General features: G+C 43.3%; 25 protein-coding genes, 1 tRNA gene, 1 pseudogene and 1 riboswitch. Of the genes and pseudogenes, 6 read left to right on the forward strand and 21 right to left on the reverse strand.

Going from position 1 to position 23002, the window contains the following annotated elements:
- Positions 1-6: 6 nt before the first annotated feature.
- The 3 genes from IWT5_RS02435 to asnB form a co-directional block, all read right to left on the reverse strand.
- A complete protein-coding gene (locus IWT5_RS02435) occupies positions 7-1260 on the reverse strand; it encodes a carboxylate--amine ligase (RefSeq protein WP_089108364.1) in 1254 nt (417 codons plus the stop codon).
- A 4-nt stretch (positions 1261-1264) separates the two neighbouring features.
- Entirely contained in the window at positions 1265-2800 is a 1536-nt protein-coding gene (locus IWT5_RS02440) for a UDP-N-acetylmuramoyl-L-alanyl-D-glutamate--2,6-diaminopimelate ligase (protein ID WP_089108365.1), read from the reverse strand.
- A 101-nt stretch (positions 2801-2901) separates the two neighbouring features.
- Positions 2902-4806, reverse strand: a complete 1905-nt coding sequence (asnB, locus tag IWT5_RS02445) for an asparagine synthase (glutamine-hydrolyzing) (RefSeq protein WP_089108366.1) — start codon at positions 4804-4806, stop codon at positions 2902-2904.
- A gap of 239 nt (positions 4807-5045) precedes the next feature.
- Here asnB and IWT5_RS02450 point away from each other — a divergent pair, with 239 nt between their 5' ends.
- Positions 5046-5282, forward strand: coding sequence for a hypothetical protein (locus IWT5_RS02450; RefSeq protein WP_089108367.1), 237 nt, complete (start codon positions 5046-5048; stop codon positions 5280-5282).
- 206 nt (positions 5283-5488) lie between these two features.
- On the opposite strand, the gene IWT5_RS02455 is transcribed toward IWT5_RS02450, so the two are convergent.
- From IWT5_RS02455 to IWT5_RS02520, 14 genes and pseudogenes are all read right to left on the reverse strand, one after another.
- Positions 5489-5746 carry a hypothetical protein gene (locus IWT5_RS02455; protein WP_143443074.1) on the reverse strand — a complete coding sequence of 86 codons (258 nt, stop codon included), beginning with the start codon at positions 5744-5746 and terminating at the stop codon, positions 5489-5491.
- The gene (locus IWT5_RS02460) at positions 5739-6134 is read right to left on the reverse strand and encodes a hypothetical protein (RefSeq protein ID WP_089108369.1); all 396 of its coding nucleotides are present in this window, start codon (positions 6132-6134) and stop codon (positions 5739-5741) included. The genes IWT5_RS02455 and IWT5_RS02460 overlap by 8 nt, the downstream gene beginning before the upstream one ends.
- Entirely contained in the window at positions 6115-6330 is a 216-nt protein-coding gene (locus IWT5_RS02465; protein ID WP_089108370.1) for a hypothetical protein, read from the reverse strand. Before IWT5_RS02465 ends, IWT5_RS02460 begins: the two co-directional genes overlap by 20 nt.
- Before the next feature lie 114 nt (positions 6331-6444).
- Entirely contained in the window at positions 6445-7353 is a 909-nt protein-coding gene (locus IWT5_RS02470; RefSeq protein WP_089108371.1) for a helix-turn-helix domain-containing protein, read from the reverse strand.
- 24 nt (positions 7354-7377) lie between these two features.
- Entirely contained in the window at positions 7378-7710 is a 333-nt protein-coding gene (locus tag IWT5_RS02475; protein ID WP_089108372.1) for a metal-sulfur cluster assembly factor, read from the reverse strand.
- Positions 7711-7945: 235 nt separating this feature from the next.
- The gene (locus tag IWT5_RS02480) at positions 7946-8923 is read right to left on the reverse strand and encodes a polyprenyl synthetase family protein (RefSeq protein ID WP_089108373.1); all 978 of its coding nucleotides are present in this window, start codon (positions 8921-8923) and stop codon (positions 7946-7948) included.
- Positions 8924-9089: 166 nt separating this feature from the next.
- Positions 9090-9443: a hypothetical protein gene (locus tag IWT5_RS02485; RefSeq protein WP_089108374.1), complete on the reverse strand. Its 354-nt coding sequence runs from the start codon at positions 9441-9443 to the stop codon at positions 9090-9092.
- Positions 9444-9528: 85 nt separating this feature from the next.
- Positions 9529-10087: pseudogene (locus IWT5_RS02490) on the reverse strand (ECF transporter S component).
- 13 nt (positions 10088-10100) lie between these two features.
- Positions 10101-11396, reverse strand: coding sequence for an acetylornithine deacetylase (locus IWT5_RS02495; protein ID WP_305792638.1), 1296 nt, complete (start codon positions 11394-11396; stop codon positions 10101-10103).
- A gap of 67 nt (positions 11397-11463) precedes the next feature.
- A riboswitch (TPP riboswitch) is annotated at positions 11464-11562 on the reverse strand.
- A 50-nt stretch (positions 11563-11612) separates the two neighbouring features.
- Positions 11613-12503: a polysaccharide deacetylase family protein gene (locus IWT5_RS02500; RefSeq protein WP_089108376.1), complete on the reverse strand. Its 891-nt coding sequence runs from the start codon at positions 12501-12503 to the stop codon at positions 11613-11615.
- On the reverse strand, positions 12484-12789 hold the full coding sequence (locus tag IWT5_RS02505) for a hypothetical protein (protein WP_089108377.1): 306 nt from the start codon (positions 12787-12789) through the stop codon (positions 12484-12486). The genes IWT5_RS02500 and IWT5_RS02505 overlap by 20 nt, the downstream gene beginning before the upstream one ends.
- A gap of 2 nt (positions 12790-12791) precedes the next feature.
- Positions 12792-14006, reverse strand: a complete 1215-nt coding sequence (locus tag IWT5_RS02510; protein WP_089108378.1) for a glycosyltransferase — start codon at positions 14004-14006, stop codon at positions 12792-12794.
- A 315-nt stretch (positions 14007-14321) separates the two neighbouring features.
- Positions 14322-14405, reverse strand: a tRNA-Leu gene (locus IWT5_RS02515).
- A gap of 96 nt (positions 14406-14501) precedes the next feature.
- The gene (locus IWT5_RS02520) at positions 14502-15161 is read right to left on the reverse strand and encodes a DUF3862 domain-containing protein (RefSeq protein ID WP_089108379.1); all 660 of its coding nucleotides are present in this window, start codon (positions 15159-15161) and stop codon (positions 14502-14504) included.
- Between the two features lie 392 nt (positions 15162-15553).
- On the opposite strand from IWT5_RS02520, the gene IWT5_RS02525 reads away from it, so the two are divergent.
- On the forward strand, positions 15554-16465 hold the full coding sequence (locus tag IWT5_RS02525; RefSeq protein ID WP_089108380.1) for an AEC family transporter: 912 nt from the start codon (positions 15554-15556) through the stop codon (positions 16463-16465).
- A gap of 67 nt (positions 16466-16532) precedes the next feature.
- Here the strand turns inward: IWT5_RS02525 and IWT5_RS02530 are convergent, their stop codons facing one another.
- Positions 16533-16820, reverse strand: coding sequence for a hypothetical protein (locus tag IWT5_RS02530; RefSeq protein WP_089108381.1), 288 nt, complete (start codon positions 16818-16820; stop codon positions 16533-16535).
- A gap of 137 nt (positions 16821-16957) precedes the next feature.
- Here IWT5_RS02530 and IWT5_RS02535 point away from each other — a divergent pair, with 137 nt between their 5' ends.
- Both IWT5_RS02535 and IWT5_RS02540 read left to right on the forward strand, forming a co-directional pair.
- On the forward strand, positions 16958-17509 hold the full coding sequence (locus tag IWT5_RS02535) for a biotin transporter BioY (protein WP_089108382.1): 552 nt from the start codon (positions 16958-16960) through the stop codon (positions 17507-17509).
- 128 nt (positions 17510-17637) lie between these two features.
- A complete protein-coding gene (locus IWT5_RS02540; protein ID WP_089108383.1) occupies positions 17638-18102 on the forward strand; it encodes a MarR family winged helix-turn-helix transcriptional regulator in 465 nt (154 codons plus the stop codon).
- A 98-nt stretch (positions 18103-18200) separates the two neighbouring features.
- On the opposite strand, the gene IWT5_RS02545 is transcribed toward IWT5_RS02540, so the two are convergent.
- From IWT5_RS02545 to IWT5_RS02555, 3 genes are read right to left on the reverse strand one after another with little or no spacing between them, the layout of a single operon-like run.
- On the reverse strand, positions 18201-18905 hold the full coding sequence (locus IWT5_RS02545) for a CPBP family intramembrane glutamic endopeptidase (RefSeq protein WP_089108384.1): 705 nt from the start codon (positions 18903-18905) through the stop codon (positions 18201-18203).
- Positions 18906-18942: 37 nt separating this feature from the next.
- Positions 18943-19179, reverse strand: a complete 237-nt coding sequence (locus IWT5_RS02550) for a hypothetical protein (protein WP_143443075.1) — start codon at positions 19177-19179, stop codon at positions 18943-18945.
- 30 nt (positions 19180-19209) lie between these two features.
- Positions 19210-19806, reverse strand: coding sequence for a hypothetical protein (locus tag IWT5_RS02555; RefSeq protein ID WP_089108386.1), 597 nt, complete (start codon positions 19804-19806; stop codon positions 19210-19212).
- A 185-nt stretch (positions 19807-19991) separates the two neighbouring features.
- Between IWT5_RS02555 and mscL the strand changes: the two genes are divergently transcribed.
- Positions 19992-20360, forward strand: a complete 369-nt coding sequence (gene mscL / locus IWT5_RS02560) for a large-conductance mechanosensitive channel protein MscL (protein WP_089108387.1) — start codon at positions 19992-19994, stop codon at positions 20358-20360.
- A gap of 201 nt (positions 20361-20561) precedes the next feature.
- Positions 20562-22859 carry a glycoside hydrolase family 65 protein gene (locus tag IWT5_RS02565; protein WP_089108388.1) on the forward strand — a complete coding sequence of 766 codons (2298 nt, stop codon included), beginning with the start codon at positions 20562-20564 and terminating at the stop codon, positions 22857-22859.
- Positions 22860-23002: the final 143 nt, after the last annotated feature.

Consider the following 23002-nt stretch of genomic DNA (forward strand, 5'->3'; position numbering starts at 1 on the left):
AACAAATCACCCTTTGTTTTCAGCAAAATAACGGTCAAAGTTCTTTGAATAATTATGATTCATCCATTTGATCAAAGCCCAGCGCTTTAAGTTCATATCGTGTGAATAGTGATAAGTGGTGCCGTAACGGCCAGCATTGATCAAGTCCAGTGCTCGATCCTTATCAGCGTTTTCACGCGCATATTTCTTGAAGACTTTAGCTGGCACACCTAACCAAAGTGCATGCTTACTTTCGTCTTTATTCCCATAAACAGTTGGTTGATCGACCAAGTCCTGTTTAACATAATCCTTCACTACCCAATCAGCTAAATTATAGCCATTCAGCGTGACGAAGAAACTGCTACGGCCCTGGCGAAGGTTAATTTCAAATAACTTAAACGTATCGTCACGGACGTCATACTTCATATCAAAGTTGGCGTAACCGGTAAAGTCGATCTTTTCCAAGAAGTCTTGAATCTGTTTGTAGATGGCTTCATTGTACTCTGGCAAAATAGCGACGTAGTTACCAATGGCTGAAGGTGCTGGATCTTCTAACAATGGATGGCCCAAGCACATCATTTTGACGTGGTGATGCTGGTCAACGTACGCGTTTAATACCCGCATGTTGCTGTCGTCTCCAGGAATGAAATCTTGGAGAATGAAGTCGGATTTATAACCATTGGCATAAGCAGCGTCCAATACTTTATCAAACTCTTCACGGGATTGAATCCGAAAGGCCTTTTTACGGCCTTCAAAGTGCACGTCTAACCACTCAACACTGTTCGTTGGCTTCAGAGCAACTGGGTAGTCAAATGGCTGTTCCACAACAGTTTGACTATCATGTTCTGCCTTTGAAATCGTCCGGGTCTTAGGATATGGCAAATGATATTTATCGCACACACCATAAAAGCGTTCCTTGTTATTTAACGTCTTCAGCAAATCATAATCAATATACGGACAAACGAATACGTCAGACAACTCATCCTTATGCTTGGCAATTAGCTCAGCATAACCATCGCCGCAACCAATCAAAATAACGGGTTCCTGATGATCGCGATACCGTTCCTTGATTTTCCGCATCGAATCGATCCAAACAGGATCTTCAGAAAAGCCGGGAATCAGTTCCAAATCAACGATTTTAGTAAATCGAGTTGGCGCTAATTGAATGGAAGCAAAAGCCTTCACTGGTTGGTGGTAAAGTTCGTAAAATGAACGAGCCATGCCGTAAACGTTAAAGTCACTTCCCAATAAAATTGGGGTAAATTCTGGTGTTTGTTGCATCTTCTTAGAGTTCCTCCACAGCATTTTTTGCAATTGTGATATCGGTTGGATATGGCGTGTTGACACCATTCACTTTCTGGAAGGCATCTTCACCCTTCCCAGCAAGTACCACGATATCGTTTTTTGTACTCATCTTAATGGCCGTTTCAATTGCTGTTTTGCGGTCCATGATGTACTGTACTTTGACCCGCTGGTGGTCGATGTGCTGATCAATTTCTTCAGCGATTTTCTTTGGATCTTCATAAGCTGGATCATCCGTGGTTAAAATTGCCACGTCGGCTTCCTCGCTAAGTGCTTTACCAAAGCCTTCACGACGAGAAACACCTTTATTGCCAGTACTACCGATCACAACGATCACTCGGCCAGCCCCAGTTTGCACCCGCAAAAAACTTAGCAGCGCTTTTAGGCTGCCATAGTTATGAGCGTAATCAATGTAAATGGTGCCATGGTTTTCACTCGTCACCATTTCCATTCGACCCGGTACATGCACGTCGGTCAACGCAGCTTTTGCAGCTTCATAACTAGCACCAGAAAGCGCGCCAGCAATAATTGAACTCGTGGCGTTGCTTTCGTTAAAGTCGCCGGGAACGTGTAATTCATAGCTGCCATCAATGGCTAATTGCTTCGCTTTTTCAGAAACAGCAGTCACTTGGAACACACTTTGATGCAACGTTTCATTGGTGTTCTTGAAAGACACATCCAGTTTCAATGGCATTTCTAGAGTAGCGCCTTCCCGCGCGTAAAGGTAAATGTTTTCGGGCTGGGTCGTCGTCTTTGCCGCGTAGTAAATATCCGCCAAATGCTTCGTTTCCGCGTTAATAATGCAGATGTCTGAATTAACTAATAATTGTTCCTTGCAGTGCAAATAGTCCGCAAAGGTTGGGTGTTCGTTTTCACCAATGTGATCCGGCGAAATGTTCAGAAAAATACCAACGTTATACTTCAAACCATATACACGGTTCTTCTTATAGGCTTGAGAAGACACTTCCATGACCAAATGCGTCATCCCATTATCAACCGCCTGTCTCATATCATGAAAGAGATCCAGTGATTCAGGTGTCGTCAAATCCGACTTAAACCGGTCCTTTGGCGCGTTACCCACGATTCGATCAATGGTAGAAAACAGGGCCACTCGATCATGCGTATGCTTTTTCTCGATACCGTAAGTAAAGTATGCCGAGGTGGTCTTTCCTTTGGTCCCAGTAAAGGCAATTACAAAGAGGTCGTTTTGAGGATAACCATAAAAGGCAGCGCCCAGCAATGACATGGCTTTTTGAATGTTGGTCACAATAATGCTGGTCAGGCCTTCGCCTTCATCATAGGTTTCCTCAGATACATAAGCGGTAGCACCGGCCTTTTTGGCTGCCGTCAAATAAGCCGGTTTAAAATTGCCCTTGCAGAAAAACAACGTATCCGTTTTAACGGTTTTTGAATTATAGTCAACGTGCTGAAATTTCTGATGCGTATCAGCAGGTGTGACTACTTTTAATAAATGATGTTCGTCTAATAAAGTCACCACTTGGGTTATATCAAGTGACATGGCTTTTCATCTCCAATTAATTGAGGCTTAAATTCTATTATTTCACCATTTTATTCAAAAAGAAACCGACATTTCAGCCGGTTTCATATTGAAGTAACAGTTTAGTTGGCAACCGGAATCTTATCGATATCCGTCCGACGTACCTTACTGATGGTATCTGCGGAAGTCTCTTCTGGGAAGTAAACTTCATACCAGAGAATAAAGGTATAAATGGTAAAGATCTTTTGCATTGATGACTTACCGTTGATGTGTTCTTGAAGAATCTCAAGTAAAGCATCCGTGTTAAAGAATTTCTTAGCAACGTCAGAGGTAAAGGCCTCTTCGATCCGCTTGCGGTATTTATCTTCCTTGATCCAGCTGGCAATTGGAGATGGGAAGCCCATCTTTTCCTTCTTGGCCACGCGTTCTGGCAATTCAGCCAATGCGGCAGTCCGAAGGGAAACCTTGGTTTCAGTTCCGCGAATCCGCGTCTTGATCGGCATGGTAGCTGCAAATTTAGCAACTTCCTTATCAACTAACGGTGTCCGAACCTCAAGTGAGTTACACATACTCATCCGATCAGCTTTATGCAAAATATCGTATGGCAGCCACGTGTTGATATCAAAATACTGCATCTGAGTCATTTCATCTTTGCCCTTAACATCGTCAAAGATATGCTTGGTGTATTCACCGGCATCACGATTCAAATCAGGGTTCTTTAAGATCCGTTCGCGATCATGGTAATCAAAGACGTAGTTGACCCGGTAGTAACGTTCGCTAAGTGGCTGTGCACCACGAACTAAGAACCGACGGCCGTGGAATCTCGGCAGGTTAACAACCGCTTTGGCTAAACCTTTACGGATAAAGCCAGGAACCGCTTTTTGATAGCGTTCGAATGGCTTGGCTTCCAAGTAAGTGTTGTAGCCACCAAAGAATTCATCGGCACCTTCACCAGACAGCGCCACCTTCACGTGCTGACGAGTCCCCTTGGACAGGTAGTACAGCTGCATTGCTGAAGGGTTAGATAACGGTTCATCCATGTAGTACATGATGGTCGGTAAAATATCAAAGTAATCGTCGCCAGTCATCGTTAACGGTGTGTTAGCCTGATGAATTTCTTTGGCGAATTCAGTCGACCAGCTCAATTCACTGTACTTAGAGTTGTGGAATCCTAATGAGAAGGATTGAATTGGCTTCAGCTTAGCCGCTTCGTTAAGCACGTAGCTGGAATCGATCCCACTTGACAAGAAGCTACCGACTTCAACGTCGGCGATCATATGAGCGTCAACGGAATCGTCAACGATTTTACGGATCTTCTTAGCGTCCTCTTCAATCGTTTGGTTCTCATCAATATTGTCATAACTGAACTTGTAGTATTCGTGTGTTTCAGTGTGGCCATCTGCGCGGTGAATAAAGTAATGGCCGGGCATCAACTTGTAGACGTTCTTAAACATGGTGTCTTTTGAAGGAATGAATTCAAAGCTCAAGTGAATAGCTAACAAATCTTCGTTAAATTCTTTTTTAAAGTTTGGGTGTTCCAAGAAAGCTTTGATTTCTGAAGCCCACAGGAAAGTTTTGCCATCGTCATAGTAATACAGTGGCTTGATACCGAAGTGATCACGGGCACCAAAAACTTCACCGGTCTTAGAATCGTAAATTGCAAAGGCAAACATTCCCCGTAAGTGCTGAAGCAAGTCTGGACCCCAAGCATCATAGCCGTGGATCAAAACTTCTGAATCAACGTCAGTACGGAATTCGTAACCTAAACCTTGAAGCTCTTTACGAATATCTTGATAGTTATAAATTTCACCATTAAAAGTCAAAACTTTGGTTTGATCCTGGTTATACATGGGTTGCTTACCATGCGCAAGGTCAATAATCGATAAGCGACGAAAGCCCATTGAGACCTTGTCATCATTAAAGTAAGCTTCATCATCAGGTCCACGATGACGAATACGGTTGGCCATCTTCACGATCGTATCGCTAGGCACATCTGTTTGGTTAACGTAACCAACAAATCCACACATGTTGTAATCCCCTTTTTAGCATTTATTTACCGTTTCACGCGACGCATTATTTGCGCCGATATCACGACTTGAACAAACAGCGAAAAATATTACAAGACGTGATTTAAAACAATGTTCATTTTATCAAAAAAACCGCTGTAATACTAGGAAACATCGTGGCTTATAAGGTTTTCTTTAAACTCGCCTCATGAAAGCGTTTGCGGTATAATATAGATTGAACCATGAAGGGAGTGATTTTAATGGACAATCTCATATTTTTCAACCCCGGTGATTCAATTGCCAACTTCCATGACTACGATGAAGCCGTAAGAAGCGCCCAAATCTATCGCGAAAATCATCAGCAGGATGGTCACGTCTTAGTGGTTAAAGGCATGGAAAGTCAAAAGCAATTTGATATTTTTCTGTCAGATAACGAAATTTCCCATGACAATGAACTGGGAAATTCAAAACCGTATAAGGTGTCGAAAAAGTTCTAGGTGCTGAAGCGAGCGTTTAAAGAGCGTAGTGTAACTATGAAATGACAGAAGTCCCTGCTTTTGGGGACTTTTGTTATTTTATGGTTACATGCAGCTCTTTGCTCGCTGAAGCCCGATAAGTGCTTAATATCATTACAAAAGACAGCAGTCCCTGCTTCTAGGAACTGCTGTCTTTTACGGCTGCGATAACTCTTTTACTCATACAGCTACTTCTTCTCCCCATACGGCAAGGTCATGCTTTTCCCATCTGAGCGGATACTCAAAAAACGCTCTCGATCATAGCGCACAAACGTCACCGGTGGTTCAACACTCAACTGCGCATACTCGCTTGTTAGTGACACCAGTTTCTCGCTGCTAGCAGATAGCTGATAACCAATGCTGCCGAAAAACAATTTAATTTCTGCCTTTCGCTGTGGAATCTGCAGCTCAGAAACATCACCGATCAGCAATTGCATCTCACTCATTCCTCTTTTCTGATGGGTTATTTTCAATGTAATCAATTGCCTGCAATAAATGATCTTTAAAACCAATTAAGTCATAGTACACCATGGACCTTGATGGAATGGAGACAATCTGGCTTGATAAATCCAGTAATACTTGCAAGTAATGACGATGTAGCCGTTGTGCCGCCATTGGCTCGCGTCTGGAAAGTTGCTGATTAGCCTGATAACTCTCTCGAATAGCGCTCCGTAACTGGCGGTTTTCTTGAATCACCGCTTGAAAATCACGTTGCTGACGAACACTTTCTTCCGTATAAGTAATCTGCCAATACCATTGGCGAAGCTGACCTAAGATAACGTTCTTGGCTTTCTGATAATTACTAAAATCAATTTTATTTTTGTCGATTGGCAAGTGCTTGCTTTCCCTTTTCTGTAAGTCCGTTAATATACGGATCAGCGTCGATATAACCCGCATCAATCAATGGTTGCGGATTGCCGCCGATCACGTTATCGCAGTAATCAACAAAGTGCCGTGGACTAGTTCCCGGTTCAACCTTACCTGAGGCAATTGCTTCTAAAATATTATAATCCGTATCAGTTAGTGTCATTTACGACCCCTCCAAAACTAATTTAACCCGAGAATAGCCTAGTTGCGGTAGATTCGCAAGTAATTCGACACAAAACGCATGTTACAGCCAAACAGCTGCAACATGCGTTTTATTTTAAGGCGTCAAATCCGCCATTGATTGTCCCTTTTCATAGCGTGTATTCAGCGCTGCTGCCTTCACTTCAATGACTTGATTATCATTGATCCGAGCGAACGCCAATACTTCATTAATTAACCGGTCGATCACTGCCTTGTCTTGTTTCTCCTCTACCGCGTTTTTGGCAGCTAGAAACTTCAGTCGTGGCAAAAAGTAAGTCACATGGTGCTGAGAACACATTTCAACGCCCTCATCAACCAGCTTTTCACTGGCTTTCAATTGGCCAATCGAGTTGTAGTAACTGGCCGTGAAGAAGACCATCGTCAGCAACCGCAAATAGTTGTCACCAACTCGGTTAAAGTAAAGCTGTTCATCTTTCAGCACTTTTCGGATAAAAGCCTGAACTTTTTTGAAGTAAAAATTGGCCCGATCCGTTTGCTGCAACCGATTGTACATCACACCAGAACCAACGTAGACCAATTGGGTGAAAATGGTTTCGTGCGATTCATCCAAATCATTTAAAATCTGTGAAAAATCATACAGCACTTCTTCAGGCGGCTGATTGATCAATGCACCCATCAAACCCCTTAAATAATAGAACTGCATTTTCAGCAAAATTGAATCCAGCTGCGATTCATCAATTGCAGAAAGGCCCTTTAATACGGTCTGATAATTTTCCATCACAAGTTCCCGCTCAAGTGAGTCCAAACTCACCTTGAGTTGGTTGGCACTGACTTTATTCGATTCGTTTAAATCATCAATAGTGAGACCAATCCGGGCACACAGCTGCGACAAAATTTTCAGCGATGGCACGTGACCGCCACTTTCAAATTTGCTTAACGTTGACTGTGTACAAATGCCCTCACACATTTTGACTTGCGAAATATGCAGCGATTTACGTCGCTTAACAAATTTTGCGATATCCATTAAAATCAACCCTATTCTTATTGACTACCCGTGAATTCCCAGTGCTACCTTAGCAAACCGACTCATCCGGTCAATACTCCACGCTGGATCCCAAACCAAGTTAATGTCACAGGTTTCCACACCATCCACAGAGGTCACTGCTTCAGTAATCGAGTCTGCCAACAGATTCCCCAGTGGACAACCCATTGTCGTCAACGTCATGGTTATGACACAGTTACCCTTATCATCAACTTTAATATCATAAATCAAGCCCAGATTGACCATGTCGATTCCAAGTTCCGGGTCAATCACGTCTTCTAACGCTGCCATCACTTTATTTTCGATTGGGGAAAATTCCTTACTAACTTCTTCAGACATTTAAGTACCCTCCTCATGATCACATCGGCCACATGGCGTTTTTGGTCATCATTAAATCTCATTGCCCCTGCGATCAATCACTATTCTAACTTAAATCATACCATAATTAGGGTTAAATAATGGCCATTCCTCCTGAAAATTAGAGATATCCCTGATTGTTTTAACCTGACAATAATTTAAAAACCAGTCAAAGCAGTGGAAGTTAAATCCCACAGTTTGACTGGTCACTGTTTGATTATTCATCTCGCTTTAACAACAGCGTCGTTAGGGCCTTTAAATCAGCCTTTGCCGACACCGCTGGCAATTGATCAATTAAACCTAACGCTTGCTGCGTAAGCTCACTAGCCCTTTGCCGTGCTTTTTCAACGCCCCGATAAGTTGACACTAAACGTTGCACGGCTAAGAGGTCATCAGCCGTCATTTTTTCCTTTTTAGCAAGATACGGCTTAAACGCACTCTTCGCGCCCTTCATCGCTAGAATCAACGGCAATGAATACACCCCCGATTTAAGGTCTTCTAAAACCGGTTTCTGGGTTTTCTGTGACTGACCGTCATAATCCAGAATATCATCGAGGATCTGGTAAGCCTTACCAATCGTCATGCCAATCTCACCAGCTAGTTCTACCACTTGCGGCGCGCTATGACTGAGTACAGCACCCTGTCTGCAACTAAGCCAAAATAGCCTTGCCGTTTTACCGCTGATCTCACGAAAATAATCCTCTTCGGTGACGTTGCGCCGATAGTTTAACTTCATTTGTTCCAACTCACCGATTAAAATATCGCGCATACTGTCTACGTTTAACTGAAGTTCAGCCATGTTGTTAGTCGTCTTTAAAACCTCTTTAAAGTAAACCGTAAACAAGTAGTCACCAGCATAAATAGCATTGCGTGAACCATAAAGTGTCTGAATCGTGGTGACACCCCGCCGCAACGGTGATTGATCGATCACATCATCATGAATCAGTGTTGCTACGTGAAGTAATTCCAAAGCAGCCGCACCGGCTCGTAAGACATCCTCGTCGTCTTGATCCCCAAACTCACTAAACAGGTAAAAGAATCCCGGTCTTAAGAGTTTCCCTCCAGATTGCAAAAGCGCTAAAATTTGGTGATGAATTGGCTGATTTGGCAACGTAACAGCTGCCACCAAATAGGGCTGGAGCTTCTTCAACTGTGCTTCAACCTGTGGAAACTGATGCCAAAGCTTGTGAACCATTCATTGCCACTCCCCTACTTAAAATTACCCGTTCCAGACGGGCATTTATCTGCTTGATACCGCTTCAACCATGTTACCACATCACAAGAGACTATTGAAAGACTAGCTTATCTAATATTCCAAAAGTGCCATCAACCTAATCGGCTAATGGCACTCTTAACTGAACCTATTCAGCTGAAACAGACTTAATTTGATCCAAAACAGCCAGTAATTGTTTTTCTGCTTGTTCATACTCAGCCATTTGTCCGCCGAATTGCTGGTTAAAGCCTTCAAGCCCACCTGCCACAAAAGCATATTCATACTGGTAAACCTGTTGGTAAGCTGCCGTAAGTTTCGCCAGTAACTCCGTTTGCTGCGGTTGAGCGAGCTGCAACGCAAATTGGATCAGCCGTAAATCCGTGTACCCCAATTCAAATTGAATTGCCCAAGCACGCATAAACTCATGTTGGGCTTGGATATGCAAAAAATGATGTTCTGTGTTCCAAGCTAACCGGGTAATTGAGTCTTCAATTTTTAGCATTTTAAACCTCCAAAATAGTTGGCACCATCTTAACGACGCCTACAAAATACTTAATTTGGCGGCTAAACGCAACTAACTGCACTCACTATTTTTCGGGTCCGAGGTGACGTAAGGCATGTGCTCGGTTCAATAAACCGAAGATACCGTGTACCAAAACCGCACCAAAGAAGGTTACAGAAATCAGTCGAACAACGAATAAGGCGATAATCATCCAAATCGAGTAGTGGATATAACCTAATTTAAACACTTCATACGCAAAAGCAACCACCGTTGTCGTCAATGCGGAAGTTAAGAGACTTGCCCAAACTCCAATTCTTGTAGCGCCAAACGGCAAAACCCAGTTCGCTGCCAATCCCCTGAACGATTCCGGACAGCAAAGCAGCAATGCCAAAAGTACCGCCAAAAATAACTTCAGCTGCTGCGCCAAGGACTTCGCCGACAATCGCTGCCCCCGGGATTCGTGTCAGATAAACAGCGAGCGGTCCCGCCATTATCCAGAGGCCAAATAAAATTTCATTGGCAAATGGCCCAACTAAAAGGGATAAGGCGTTATAAAGATAGTCAGTACCCACGAAAATCGCGCCAAATATCAAAGCAATCATGGTAATGAGAATAATATCTTGAAGGTGAAATTGTTTTTTCATTGTTAAATTCCTTTCATGATTTAGCCTGTGAACACCAAGTCAACACAAAATCAGCGATAATTTTAGTGTAATCAAGCAGCTGAGAGAGCTGTACAGTTTCGTTATCGCTATGAGCCTGCTCCATTTGACCAGGGCCATACGTGACTGCCGGTATCTGATAATAGTCAAACCAGCCGCCATCACTGACTGACGTTGACATGTTAATGAGTGGTGCTTCACCGACTTGCTGCTGGTGGCTCTGCTTTAATAGCTGCACCGCTGGGAGTGTCTTGTCGATGGCTAAAGGCGGAAAAACTTCCCCCTTATCCACTAGCATTGAATCGCCATCCCAACTAAACGTTGGCAGCATATCCTTTAACCACGGATCCGCTTTAGCAGCCGCAATAACCGCGTCTTCAATTTCTTGCGTGACGCCTTCAATCGTTTCGTTTGGATAAAAATGCACGGTGATCCACAATCGGCATTCGTTCGCGACAAAAGCTGGGTGGATGCCACCCTCAATGTAAGCTGGATTAATGGTGTTCGTTCCTGCCGGAAAACCTGGGTACTGTTTGGTGACCGCCCAGTAGTGTTCCAGTTTCTGGAGTGCTTCAATAATGACTGGCATTTTTTCAACCATACTGGCCGCCTTCAGGCCACCGCCAGCACGCACCATGTTCACCCGGTTACCATCATGATACGTATGTGGACTTTTAAGGGTAATCCAGCCAGTTACCACGCCGCCTTGGCCTTGAAAGGCTAAATTGGAGGTGTCACCAACCACTGCAAAATCAGCGGTCTCACCCTGTTCCAGTAATGTCTTGGTACCCGCTTCACCAGCTTCCTCACCAACGACTGACTGGAATAACAAATCGCCTGGCAAATGAATATCAGCCTGTTTTAGAAGTTGAAACAGATATAAGAAACACGCGATTGCGCCCTTCATATCACTCACACCGCGACCGATTAATTGGTCACCATGCTGGACTAACTGAAACGGGTTGGTCTGCCAATTATCTAAATCAGTCAAGGCCGCCACGTCCACGTGTCCGTTCAGCAATAAGCTATTGTGTGTGCTGGGTGCAGAACCCGCTAATTTCCCTGAAACCAGCATATCCTGTTCATAAAATGGCTGCGACTTTGCCTCAAATCCAGCCTGTTCTAAAAGCTGCTTCACATAATCCTGAATGCCAGCCGTATTTCTGGCTGGGGGTGAAACTGTTTGAAACGCAACCAAGTGCTGTAGAATAGCCAGCAAATTGGCCTGTTCCTTATCAATCGACTGTTGCAATAATTGCCTGACATCCGCCATCTTCTCAAATCCCTTCATGGTCAACTCAGCCACGAACCTGAATAAATTAAAAAGCCCTCGAAGCTAAACTTCGAGAGCTTTTATGCACACGTTCAATCAGCTTTCCTACGTGAGTGCTAACTCTCAGGTTCAAAGGGTCTGGCAACCACCATCTCAGCTCATCAGAGCACCCCTAGCTTGTATGCTTATCATGTCATAATTGATTGATTAATGCAAGTAATTATTCAGCAAAACTTATTTTTCTAGCCAGCTTGCAATACTTGGCCAGCTGTTCTTCGTAATAATCATTCGCGGTGCCGATCTCAGACTGTTTTCATCCGTCACGATCCCGTTATTTAACGTATAAATCACTTGCAGTTTAGGCTGATGAACCAAGAAGTTCTGAACCAGTGGCGTACCGCTCCCGTATGGATAAGTAAAAATGGGGGTTTCATGGCCCGTCTTTTGCTTCATCACTTGTTGACTGGTTGTGTAATCAGTCGTGAATTGCGGATAGTTTTTTCTGATGTTAAATGCTGGTGTCCCTTTGACGAGGTAGTGCATGTTATTCGTATGCACACCGAGTTCCATCTGATGATTCTCAGAACGGTAAAGTTTCATGATTTGTGGCCAGGTGGCTAACTGTTCGCCGCCAATGTATTGACCTGTAGAGCCAGTAATGATCGATGCTGTAAACGGATAATCATATTTTTTCATGACGGGGGCGGCGTTTTCTGCCATCGTCCGGTCAATATCATCAAACGTCAACACAACATATTTGCCATGAACCGGCTGATTATGCTTTAACATGCTGATCATTTGCGACGTTGAAATCACTTTAATATGGTGCTGATGGAGAAATTGCATTTGCTGTTTAAATGCCAAAACATTCACGTTGTACACGTGTAACTGATTGTTAGGCGTTAAGGCTTCAACGCTTTTAACCATCGGATCATGGTCATTCAGTATCCGGTGGTAGCAAAAAACCATGATGCCATTTTTAATGTTCGCGTCATTGCTAGCTAAAGCATAGTTTTCCTTAGTTCCCAATTCAAACTTAGTACTCTTGCGAACGTTGACCGCAATCAAGCCAATAAACGCTACAACTAGGATGCCAAGCACCCACTTACGCATTGTTTTTGTCATGAACTGCCGCCTTTCGTTTGAGATTTCGCAGATGAATGAGGCTGTAGATAGTCACTGCACCGCCAATACCGACAATTAAGTACCCAAGCATTTTGTAGATGTGAAATGACAAGTTAAACAACGAATAGTTAACCACCAAAGCATCCGAATACAGGCCAAAAATAAAGCTCAGATTAATGACCAGTACATAAATTGCAATGACCCATAAAATAATTAGTAAACACATCCGTCGCAGCCGTGACCAAATCGACGTCTTTTTACGAATAACCAGTTTATCCTTATTCATCGTTAGATCCCCCGATCTGGACTAGCCCAAGTGCCTTTTCGTCTTGGATCAAGGAAAAAGGAACCAAGCGCCGTGATACAGCTGATCAAGTTCACGACCCAATAGAAGACAAAGTACATCGGCAAGAGAAGCAGATCCTGCCAATCAATGTAACCTTGCCGTTGCGAACTCGTAAAGCCAATCACGAATTGAACAATACTCAGTAACGTCAGCACAAATAAAATGCCACCATCTAGAATCAAGGCGTGGGAGAAAATCATGGTCAACAAATACAAAACGATCATGAAGAAACAGCTCAAAGCCCACAAGTTACTGATAACCATATCAATGAGTAACCACTGTTCCGCCAATTTACCGGTAAAGATCAATTGCCGATTGCGAATCAGAACTTCCAAGCCACCGCGGGCCCAACGACGTCTTTGACGGATCAAAGCTTTCATGTGCTCTGGCACCAAAATCCAAGAGACCGCTTGTGGACAATAGGCCACTTGCCAATGATGGGTATATAGCTTCCACGTCATGTCAATGTCTTCAGTCAATGCCTCTACTGTCCAACGATTAACTTCTTGAACAGCCTTTTTTCGGTAGACCACGATCACACCGGAAACGGTCGTAATATGGCCGGTAATAAATGATTGTCCCCGTTTAATAATGTCAATAATTCCGATGTACTCCAGTAATTGTAACCGGCCTAGTAGCGTTGTCCGGTTCCGAACCACCGGGCGGCCCGCAACTGCGCCAACGGTTGGATCAGTATAAAACTCACGCATCATTTGCTTCAGTGCATCTTGATCAACGTAAGCATCAGAATCCAGGCACAGGAGATATTCACCTTCAGCACTATCTAAGCCAACGTTCAAAGCATTCGCTTTACCACCATTCTTAATGATTGGCACAATTTTGATTGGAAATTGTGCCTGGTACTTTTCCTTCAGCTGATGCATCACGGCTAAGGTTTGATCCGCGCTGCCATCATCAATCAAAACCAGCTCGATATTGTGATAAGTCAGATTAGCGACCGACTCAACCACTTCGTGTAATGTTTCTTCCTCATTGTGGGCTGGGACCAAGACGGAGACCAGTTGTTCACCCTCACCTTTGGCAGGCTTTTTCAGAGGAATCTGACGCTGTTTAACACTAAAAAAGATTGCACCCATGATCCAAATTAATGAAACAATCATTGGATACAAGACTACAAATCCACTAAGTATATTCATCTAATAACTCCCTTACCGGTTATTCAGAAATCTTCACTTCATTAACTTAATCTATCTATAAGGCTCTTTACGTCATTTTAGACAACTTTCACATTGTACTGATGCAAAACATCTCAGTCAAGACTTGTAAAATTAGCCAAACGTGTACTCACCTCGCCAAATTGATGACTGCTCAGCATGTAAGCGGACACATTTTACTTAATCTAACAGTTTAAGAATGTCTTAACTTAAATATCAGCAACACGATGGCATGAACCTTGTTTTTTCCAAAAAAAAACCGCTAAACCTGAGTTTAACGGTTCCTCTGTATGATTATGCCCCGAGCAGGATTCGAACCTGTACTTGGTTGCCCAAACAGCGACCTGAACGCTGCGCGTCTGCCAGTTCCGCCACCGGGGCATCACAACAGGAATAATCATACACTATTTTAAGCCCTTTTGTAAAGTTATTTTATACGAGCAGTTTATATTTTTTGTAAATGATTCATCACTCAGTTCATGGATGACTTGGTTTTCCTTTTGAGGTAAAAGGTGTTTTTCCAAGCAACCTCTGTTGGCTAAAGTTAAACGTATATGTTTTCTGATTATTTTCATCCAAATAGACTAACGTTTGAGAACCATAATGCCGGTTACTGCCCATCACCATTTCCTCTATCGGCGTGCCAAGCTGTTTTCTCACAGTATCGAGATGATCACCCTTTTTGATTTGTTGATACTGGCGAGTGCTGATTTTCGAGGATGTACCGGTATGAAAAGCATTTTTCGACACCGTCTTACCCCGAATGAAATCAATACTAATTGCATTATATAGTCGCTTATTGCGCCGATGCAAAAATACCCACGTATAAACTTGTGAATTTTTGTTAGTCCCCGTCTGATTTGCTTTCGAGATTTTATCGGGTTTACCCATAATCGCACATACTTCGGCTTTTGAACTGCCACCAACCCCAGAGGTAATGTCGCCCGTTTTTATCCGTTTGAATTTAGCTTGCATCTTACTGTTGACTACGGTGGCTTGGTTTGCTGCGCGAGAATGCCGCAATTGACTGCTCTCGGACTCAGTAGTGGAGTGAGATGTTTTGGAAGCACCGGCTCCGCATGCGGATAAAAAGACAGCAATCATCAGAATGTTTGCAACCATTAATCGTTTTTTCAAGATCGTTATTCTCCCAGGGAATAGAAAATCATCAAGACATAAGTATTATCTTAATCCATTCTCCCATAGTGAAATGTGAGGTGCAAGTGGGTTAAGCAGACGATTACCTAGCACATAACGAGCTATCCAAGAATTCACAGTCTGACGTAAAAAAATTCTCAAAATGTTGTGTAATCAACGTTTACCAAGCATCTATGAGCTTGTGATATTTTCAATTTTTTTGATTATTTTACCGATTTTCTTTCGTTGCTACCTAACCCTGTCATATCAAAGGAAGTTGAAGCCGTTTGTTTAATTAATATTAAATTAGAGTTCTAAGAATTTAATCATCATCTTGTAATTAAATTTGCTTGTTTTATAATTTAATTTTAATAATTCAAGGAGATGGTTCCATGTTACAAACACTTTTATTTGCTTTACTGCCCATCGTGATCACCATTGCTTTAGGCTACTTTGCGGCCGCCCATCACTACTTTGGCGACCAAGATAGCAGGTTGTTTGTTCGCTTAGTGATGAACTTTATGCTTCCCCTGAGCGTCTTTTCCGGAATTTGGAGCACACCGCGAAAAATCATTATCAAAGATATTCCGCTAGCCGGCTGGCTCTTCGTTAGTATCGTTGGCTGTTACCTGATTTTCATTATCTTTTACTGGCACATATTACATACCAATCTACATATTGCTTCACTCAGAGCCATGTCGGTTGCAGATCCTTCCGTTCCGTTTATTGGATCAGCCATTCTACCCTTACTGTTCGGAAATTCACTTAGTGCGATTACGATTGGAATCTGTACTTTGATCATCAACATTATTTTACTGCCAATGGTTTTTGGTGCACTCAGCCAAGGTGAATCACTCGGTTCACGAGTGATCAGCACTTTACGAAAGCCGCTTGTTGCTGCCGCATTGCTGGGATTTGCATTAGCCCTTCTTGGTTGGCAAATGCCTGAAGAATTAGCTGGTTCGTTTGAATTACTAGGCAAAGGCGCTGGCGGCTTAGCCATCTTCGCAACTGGGATCATCCTGTTTACACGTAAGATTCTGGTCAACCGAACGATTGTGACAACCGTCATTTCAAAGAATATCCTATTCCCAATCATCATCTGGGGGATCATGCTGTTGATCCATACGCCCTCAGAATTACAACGGATCGTCGTCCTAACACTTGCCATCCCAACTGCCACCATGCCAACTAGCTTAGCAATCCAATTTAAAGTCAACGAAGCTGAACTCGCTTCCACTCAATTTTGGAGTACCGTTTGTTCATTTGTCACGCTGGCAATTTTCTTAGTCGCGCTGAGTTAAATAATGATGATGCTACCCCCAAAGCTAGAAAACACTTTGGGGGTAGCTGACATTAGATTCAATTCGTTTACTTGCTTTTTTTCGGTAACGCAATCACCGTGCCATAGCCGTGGACCACCAAGAACTTTGGTGCGACACTCATCCGCACAACTTCTGTATTGAACGACACATCGACAATACCGTCGCCCTGTTTGGCTTTTGCTTGTTCGAACAGCTTTTGTTTTGCCTGATCAAAAAGACCATCAAATTTAGAAAATTCGTCCGGCTCCTCTGAACTGAGCATGGTGGAAACTGTTACCGCAATGACACCCTTAATAATATGGGCTTGATTAAATCCGCCAGTTGACATAAACATTCTACCGCCCCCTCAAACGTTAATTATACCTAATCCGCTCACCACCCGCATTAATTCGAACCAAAATAAGTCAAATTACTTGACCGTGTCCAGTTTATGGTATATTTTCTAACATAACTTTTAGTTGGAGGCCAATCATGAATTCAAATCGATCTTTACTCAGCTGGATACTTGCCAGTCAATTTGCTGCTATTTTAGTTGTCTGTTCCAAACTGACGATCCCGCTTGGCCCAATCCCCCTTACCGGCCAAACCTTAGCAGTTGGCATTATTGCGTCGCTACTGTCTATTCGAACCGGACAAAAAGCCATTTTTCTTTACCTATCATTGGGTTTGATTGGGCTACCCGTTTTCGCTGGCAGTTCAACCAGTTTAGCTGCCTTGTTTGGCCCAACCGCGGGATACCTATGGGGATTCTTCCTCTACGTCACCCTCACAGCCTGGTGGTTACGTCACCGTTCGAAGACAACCCTGATGCTATTCGTCGCCAATCTACTTGGTGCCATCCCCCAGTTAATCATGGGTAGCCTCTGGCTTATTGTTAGCAATCATTTAAGCTTATCCAGTGCTTTTTTAGTTGGTTTTTACCCGTTCCTAGTTCCAGCACTGATTAAGCTCATCATGGTTGTTGCAGTCGTTCAATTGATTCAGCAGCGTGTGTCGCTACCGCTCGGACATGAACCGAATTAATAGCATAAAAATGATAATAATCACTTCAAATTTATAGACAAATTAGGTGCAACACGCTAAAATGACTACAGCAGAGCAATTTAGTTGCACACGATTAATCCAATAGTAATCGGAAAGAAGGTTCTTTCATGTCAAATACAACACCACGCCGATTAGATGACCAACTTTGTTTCGCCTTCTACAGCGCCAGCAAAAAGTTTAATCATTTTTATCAGGATGCTTTAAAGCCCTTTCACCTTACCTACCCGCAATACATTACACTTTTAGCACTTTGGGAGACTTCGCCGATGACCGTTCGAGAATTAGGCAGTCACTTGAATTTAGATAGCGGCACGTTAACGCCGCTTCTCAAACGGCTGGAAAAACAGGGCTGGATTTCACGAAAACGCAGCGATCAAGACGAACGGCAAGTTAATGTAGCAGTGACACCCTACGCCTTAGAAAAACGCGATGAAGTGTACGCCCGAGTCAATAACTGCATTGATTTAATGTCATTTGATGGCGTTGATTACCAAACTTTATTAGCTCAAATCCACCAAGTCATGGGTGAACTTGATACCATCAGCACTCAGGATTTAATTCAAGAAGCCTAGTTAAACAGACAATTAAAAACCGGATAATAACAAACTAGCGGTCAGTTTCCTTAATATGGAAACTGACCGCTAGTTTGTTGTTTGACTAAAATCATTTATTACATCATGGCTGCCATGGCAACCATAGCAATCAAGTTATTGAGCATGTGGAGCGCAATTGACGCCCCTAAATTATTCGTTCGCCGGTACGTATAAGCCAAAAAGAATCCCAACGTCATGTAAATCAAGTAACTAACGATGGTGGTACTAGCATGTGCCAATGAGAAGAAAACAGCGCTCACACATATTGGCAGCCAAAACCGCTCTGGCTTAAAGAACGCGTTCATCAAATATCCCCGAAACAATAGTTCTTCGACAAAGGGTGACAGAAGAACCCCGGAAAACATCAGTAGATAAAAGATCCAATGATCACTGGCAAGCAAGCTTTTAATCGCCGCGTTATTAGCCGTCTGACTTTGATGAAAAACACTGCGGTTAATTACGTTGAGAATCATCTCAATGGCAATTGCAGCCACAAAGGTCGTCAAAATTAACTGCATTTCTTTAACTGTGGGCCAGTGCCAATAGGACTGCGTCGTTACCTGCTTCATACTATGAATCAAAGCAATCATGATGACAATAAATCCCGCAAGATAACACAAGGCTAAAACACTACGGAGCACGAACTGCGCTTGACCCGCTTTTCGAACCCACAGTAAAATGACGGGCACTGCTTCAATCGCGACAAAGTATGTCACAAAAAGTAAAACTCTTGTGAAGATTGAGGGTTTAGTCCCATCATTTGGAAGTTTAAGTTGTTGCATGCAGCCACCCCTGTTTTATGTCAGGTTAGCCAGCAAATCAATCCTGCTGGTCTTCCCCCTTATTTTGTTCCGCTTCTTTTGAATCCTGGTTCCGCGCAGCGTTTGGTCGATGGATCAATCCGAGATATAACACGGTTACCAGAACCATCGAAATAAGCCAGGCTGCTGTCCAAGCAACAATGGTCGGCAGACTGGTCGGCACCCAATTACGGGTAAAGTAAACGGTCGTTCCAATAATCAATGCTGGAACCAGTACAATTAAAAAATAAGCCAAGCCCTTCACGTGATGACCTCGTTTTCTAAATTAATGATAATCAGTTGCCATGTAACGTTCTAAAACAGCCGTTACGCCATACGTCTTAAAACTGCCCACTTCAACGTCATTAATATCCGCATACGCGATTTTAACCTGCCAGCGAGCTTTCAAATCCGATGAATCAACATCGTTTAAATGCAGTTTTTCATGTTTCAATGCAGCAATAAAGCCAGTATACGTCTTCTCAGTCCGACCTGGATGAACACCCAAACTAACGACTTGATCGGTCTTAAAGGCCCACTTCAATGTCGCTTTTAAAATGGAGTGCTGACTCAGATCAAGTTCACTTAATAGTTTTTCGACGTGCCAAATATCAACGTAATGTTTTTCACGGGCAAGTGCAATCACAGCCACCAGCGATTTCAAATAATCCGACTTGGTGACTACCTTTGTAATCGTATTGATTCGGATCACGATTGCGCCATCCGTGGCACCATTTTGATTCACACGCTTCAACAATAAAAACTTATTATCTACCGCAACGACATTTCCCGTCAAAAAGTGATGTTCATCACCATAACGAAAAATAGCCACTAATCGGCCCTTTTTCTGGGCAGCTGACAACTGTTCTCGAATCGTTTCCATAACGAGATCCTCCGTGTAAGAGATCAATTGCGTCCTCATTCACCAGTTTCTAATTTATTCTGTGGTTTAAAGGTAGCAAGTTTACAACAATAGTTCAAGCATATTGTTACCAAACTGCATATTAATTGCCTATTTTGTTCAAAATTAGATATGATTGAACTAATCAAACAATATGAGGTGAGTTTATGTTAAAAGAATTCAAAGCGTTTATCGCTCGTGGCAACGTGGTCGATCTAGCTGTTGGTGTCATTATTGGGGCGGCGTTTACATCAATCGTGACGTCGCTCACGAAAAACTTGATTAATCCACTCATTGGGTTATTTATCGGCAAAATTAATCTCTCTGGGTTAGTATTCAGCGTTGGTAACGCCCATTTTCGCTACGGCCTGTTTATTGATTCAGTGATTAATTTCTTGATTATTGCCTTTGTCGTCTTTTTGATGGTTAAAGCCATCAACCAGTTTCTGCCCAAAACCGATAAAAAAGACGCTGCGCCTTCAGTTTCCGAGGTCTATTTGAAACAGATTCGCGATCTGCTCAAAGAAAAAGAGTAAAACTGAAGCTCAAATTAATGTGTCACAAGGCCTATTCCGATTCGTTTTTCGGAGTAGGCTTTTTTGCTTTCAAATTGGAGTTCATCCGCGTCATGATTCAAATTGGCATCATCATTTAATAATTTCTAATGATGGGTTAACACTGAAAATTTTTGCCTTATAATAGGCGTAAATTATCGATTTGATTGGGGGACAAATTAAATGGACGCAAACGATGCTTTTCAGCTTCACTTACAGAAATTACCGCCACAAGACGAAAAAACGTTTGAAACGATTTATACCTTAGGCAATGGTCACTTTGGTGTCCGCGCCTCTAATCCGCTTCAAGGCAACAATAGCCACTTTAACGGTCAGCCAGGGATGTTTGTGAACGGCTTCTACGATTTAACAGAACTCTCTTACGGTGAAAATTACGCCGGCTACGCGCAAAACTCGCAGACAATCTGTCAGCTACCTGATCCGCGCTTCATTATCTTTGAACTCGATGGTATCCGGTCAGATGAAACACCCTATGACGTTAAGTTAGTCGACAAGAATCTGGACATGCGCAGCGGTGTTTTGATGGAGATCTTTGACATTAAAAGCCCCACTAACAAACAGTTTCGCTTAACCTTGCAATCCTTTGCTTCCCACGCTGACAAACACCTTTTTGTCATTAAATACAGCGTCTCGGCCCTCAACTTTACCGGGGCGCTAACCGTCATCAAACAGCACCCCTACATTAACCAGCAGATTCAAACCCATAGTGAAGATATGCGTGCTTCTCAGCCCTCAACTGTGTTAGACCGTACCTTCATTCAAAGTAAGCTGCCAATCATGCAGATCAGCACACGAAAAAGTCAATTGGCGCTCATTGTGGCGCAACAGACCTTAAATGACAATCAAATGCAGGTCACCATGATCGATGACCTGCCTAGTCACAGTAAAACTTTCGATTTAACTCAGGGAATGGCGCAGAGTTTCAGTTTTGTGTACGCAATCAGCTTCCCGCATCCGTTGTTGAAAACCACTCTGTCACAGTCGGCCTTCGCTGCCTCAGCGGAAAAACGGCTTGCCAATAAGTCCTTTAAACAGCTGCTAGATGAATCCACTGCTAAAATCGATCAGTTTTGGGAGAATAGCGACGTTGAATTGACTGGTGACGATAACCTCGCAAAGGGGATTCGCTTTAACCTCTTTCATCTGTATCAAGCCGCTGGTAATGACGGTTTAACTAGCATTGCCGCTAAAGGACTTACCGGGCCGGGCTATGAAGGCCACTATTTCTGGGACGCTGAAATGTTTATGCTGCCGTTTTTCACCTATACCGAACCAGCAATGGCGCGACAGCTATTGCTTTATCGCTACCACACGCTACCACAGGCCCAGCATCGTGCTCGTGAAATGGGCGTTGAAAATGGCGTCATGTTCCCATGGCGAACCATTAATGGTGAAGAATCCAGCAGTTACTATCCCGCTGGTACTGCCCAAGTCCACATCAATGCCGATATTGCCTATGCGGTTGACACTTACGTCCGTGTGACGGGCGATGACGATTTTCTGTTTGACTACGGCTACGAAATCATCGTGAGAACCGCCCGCTTTTGGCTATCCTACGGCCACTGGGCAACGGACGATGCTCACAAAGATCAATTTGTGATTGACGACGTCACCGGCCCGGACGAATACACAGCCATGGTCAGCAACAATTATTTCACAAACCGAATGGCACAAAATAATTTGAGCATTGCGGTCAAATACTCCAATCAGCTCAAACACAGCCATCCGGAAAAGTTAGTGGCACTCAACGTTACTGACGAAGAAATCGCCGAACTTAATCGGGCAGCTGACGGCATGTATTTGCCTTATGATCACGAACGGAAAATCAAAATGCAAGACGATCTGTCCACCAGCAAACCCGTTTGGCCAATCAAAGACACACCCCGAAATCAATTTCCACTTCTGCTGCACTATCACCCCATGACGATTTATCATTATCAGGTCAATAAGCAAGCGGATACCGTGATGACCGATTTCCTGTTCCCTAAGGATCAAGATTCGGCACAATTAAAGCGGGACTTTGACTACTACGAAGCCATCACGGTCCATGATTCCTCCCTTTCGCGCGCCATCTTTGGGATTTTGGCTCACCGGCTTCACCATGCCGATGATGCCTACCATTATTTTATGCAAACCGTTTTGATGGATCTCTCTAATTCGCAGGGAAACACTGGCGATGGCGTTCACGCCGCCAACATGGGCAGTACCTGGCTAAGCTTGATCTACGGTTTTGCTGGTCTGGGTCTGGAAAAGGAGAGTTTCAACTTATCGCCCGAATTGCCTGAAGCTTGGAGTAGTCTGCGCTTTCGTTTCTGGTTTCATGGCCGGCAAATTGAAATCACAATCACCCAGCTGGCTGTGACGGTAAAATTACTAACGGGTACTCCCCTGCAGTTTTACTTGAAACATAAAGCCTTTAAGCTAACAAAAGACCGTCTGGTCAATCAGGCTTTAAATTAAGCTTCCCCTGCAACTCTTGTCATTACTCACTTAATCGTCCTTTTTGCATTAATTCACCATTGGCTGGTGATAATCAAAACCGTTACAATTCCTTTAAAGATAAGGATTTTATTATTTCGCCAAGCCGTGTTGTTTGCGATATT

The sequence above is a fragment of the Secundilactobacillus mixtipabuli genome (assembly GCF_002217925.1).
In the GTDB taxonomy this organism is placed as follows: domain Bacteria; phylum Bacillota; class Bacilli; order Lactobacillales; family Lactobacillaceae; genus Secundilactobacillus; species Secundilactobacillus mixtipabuli.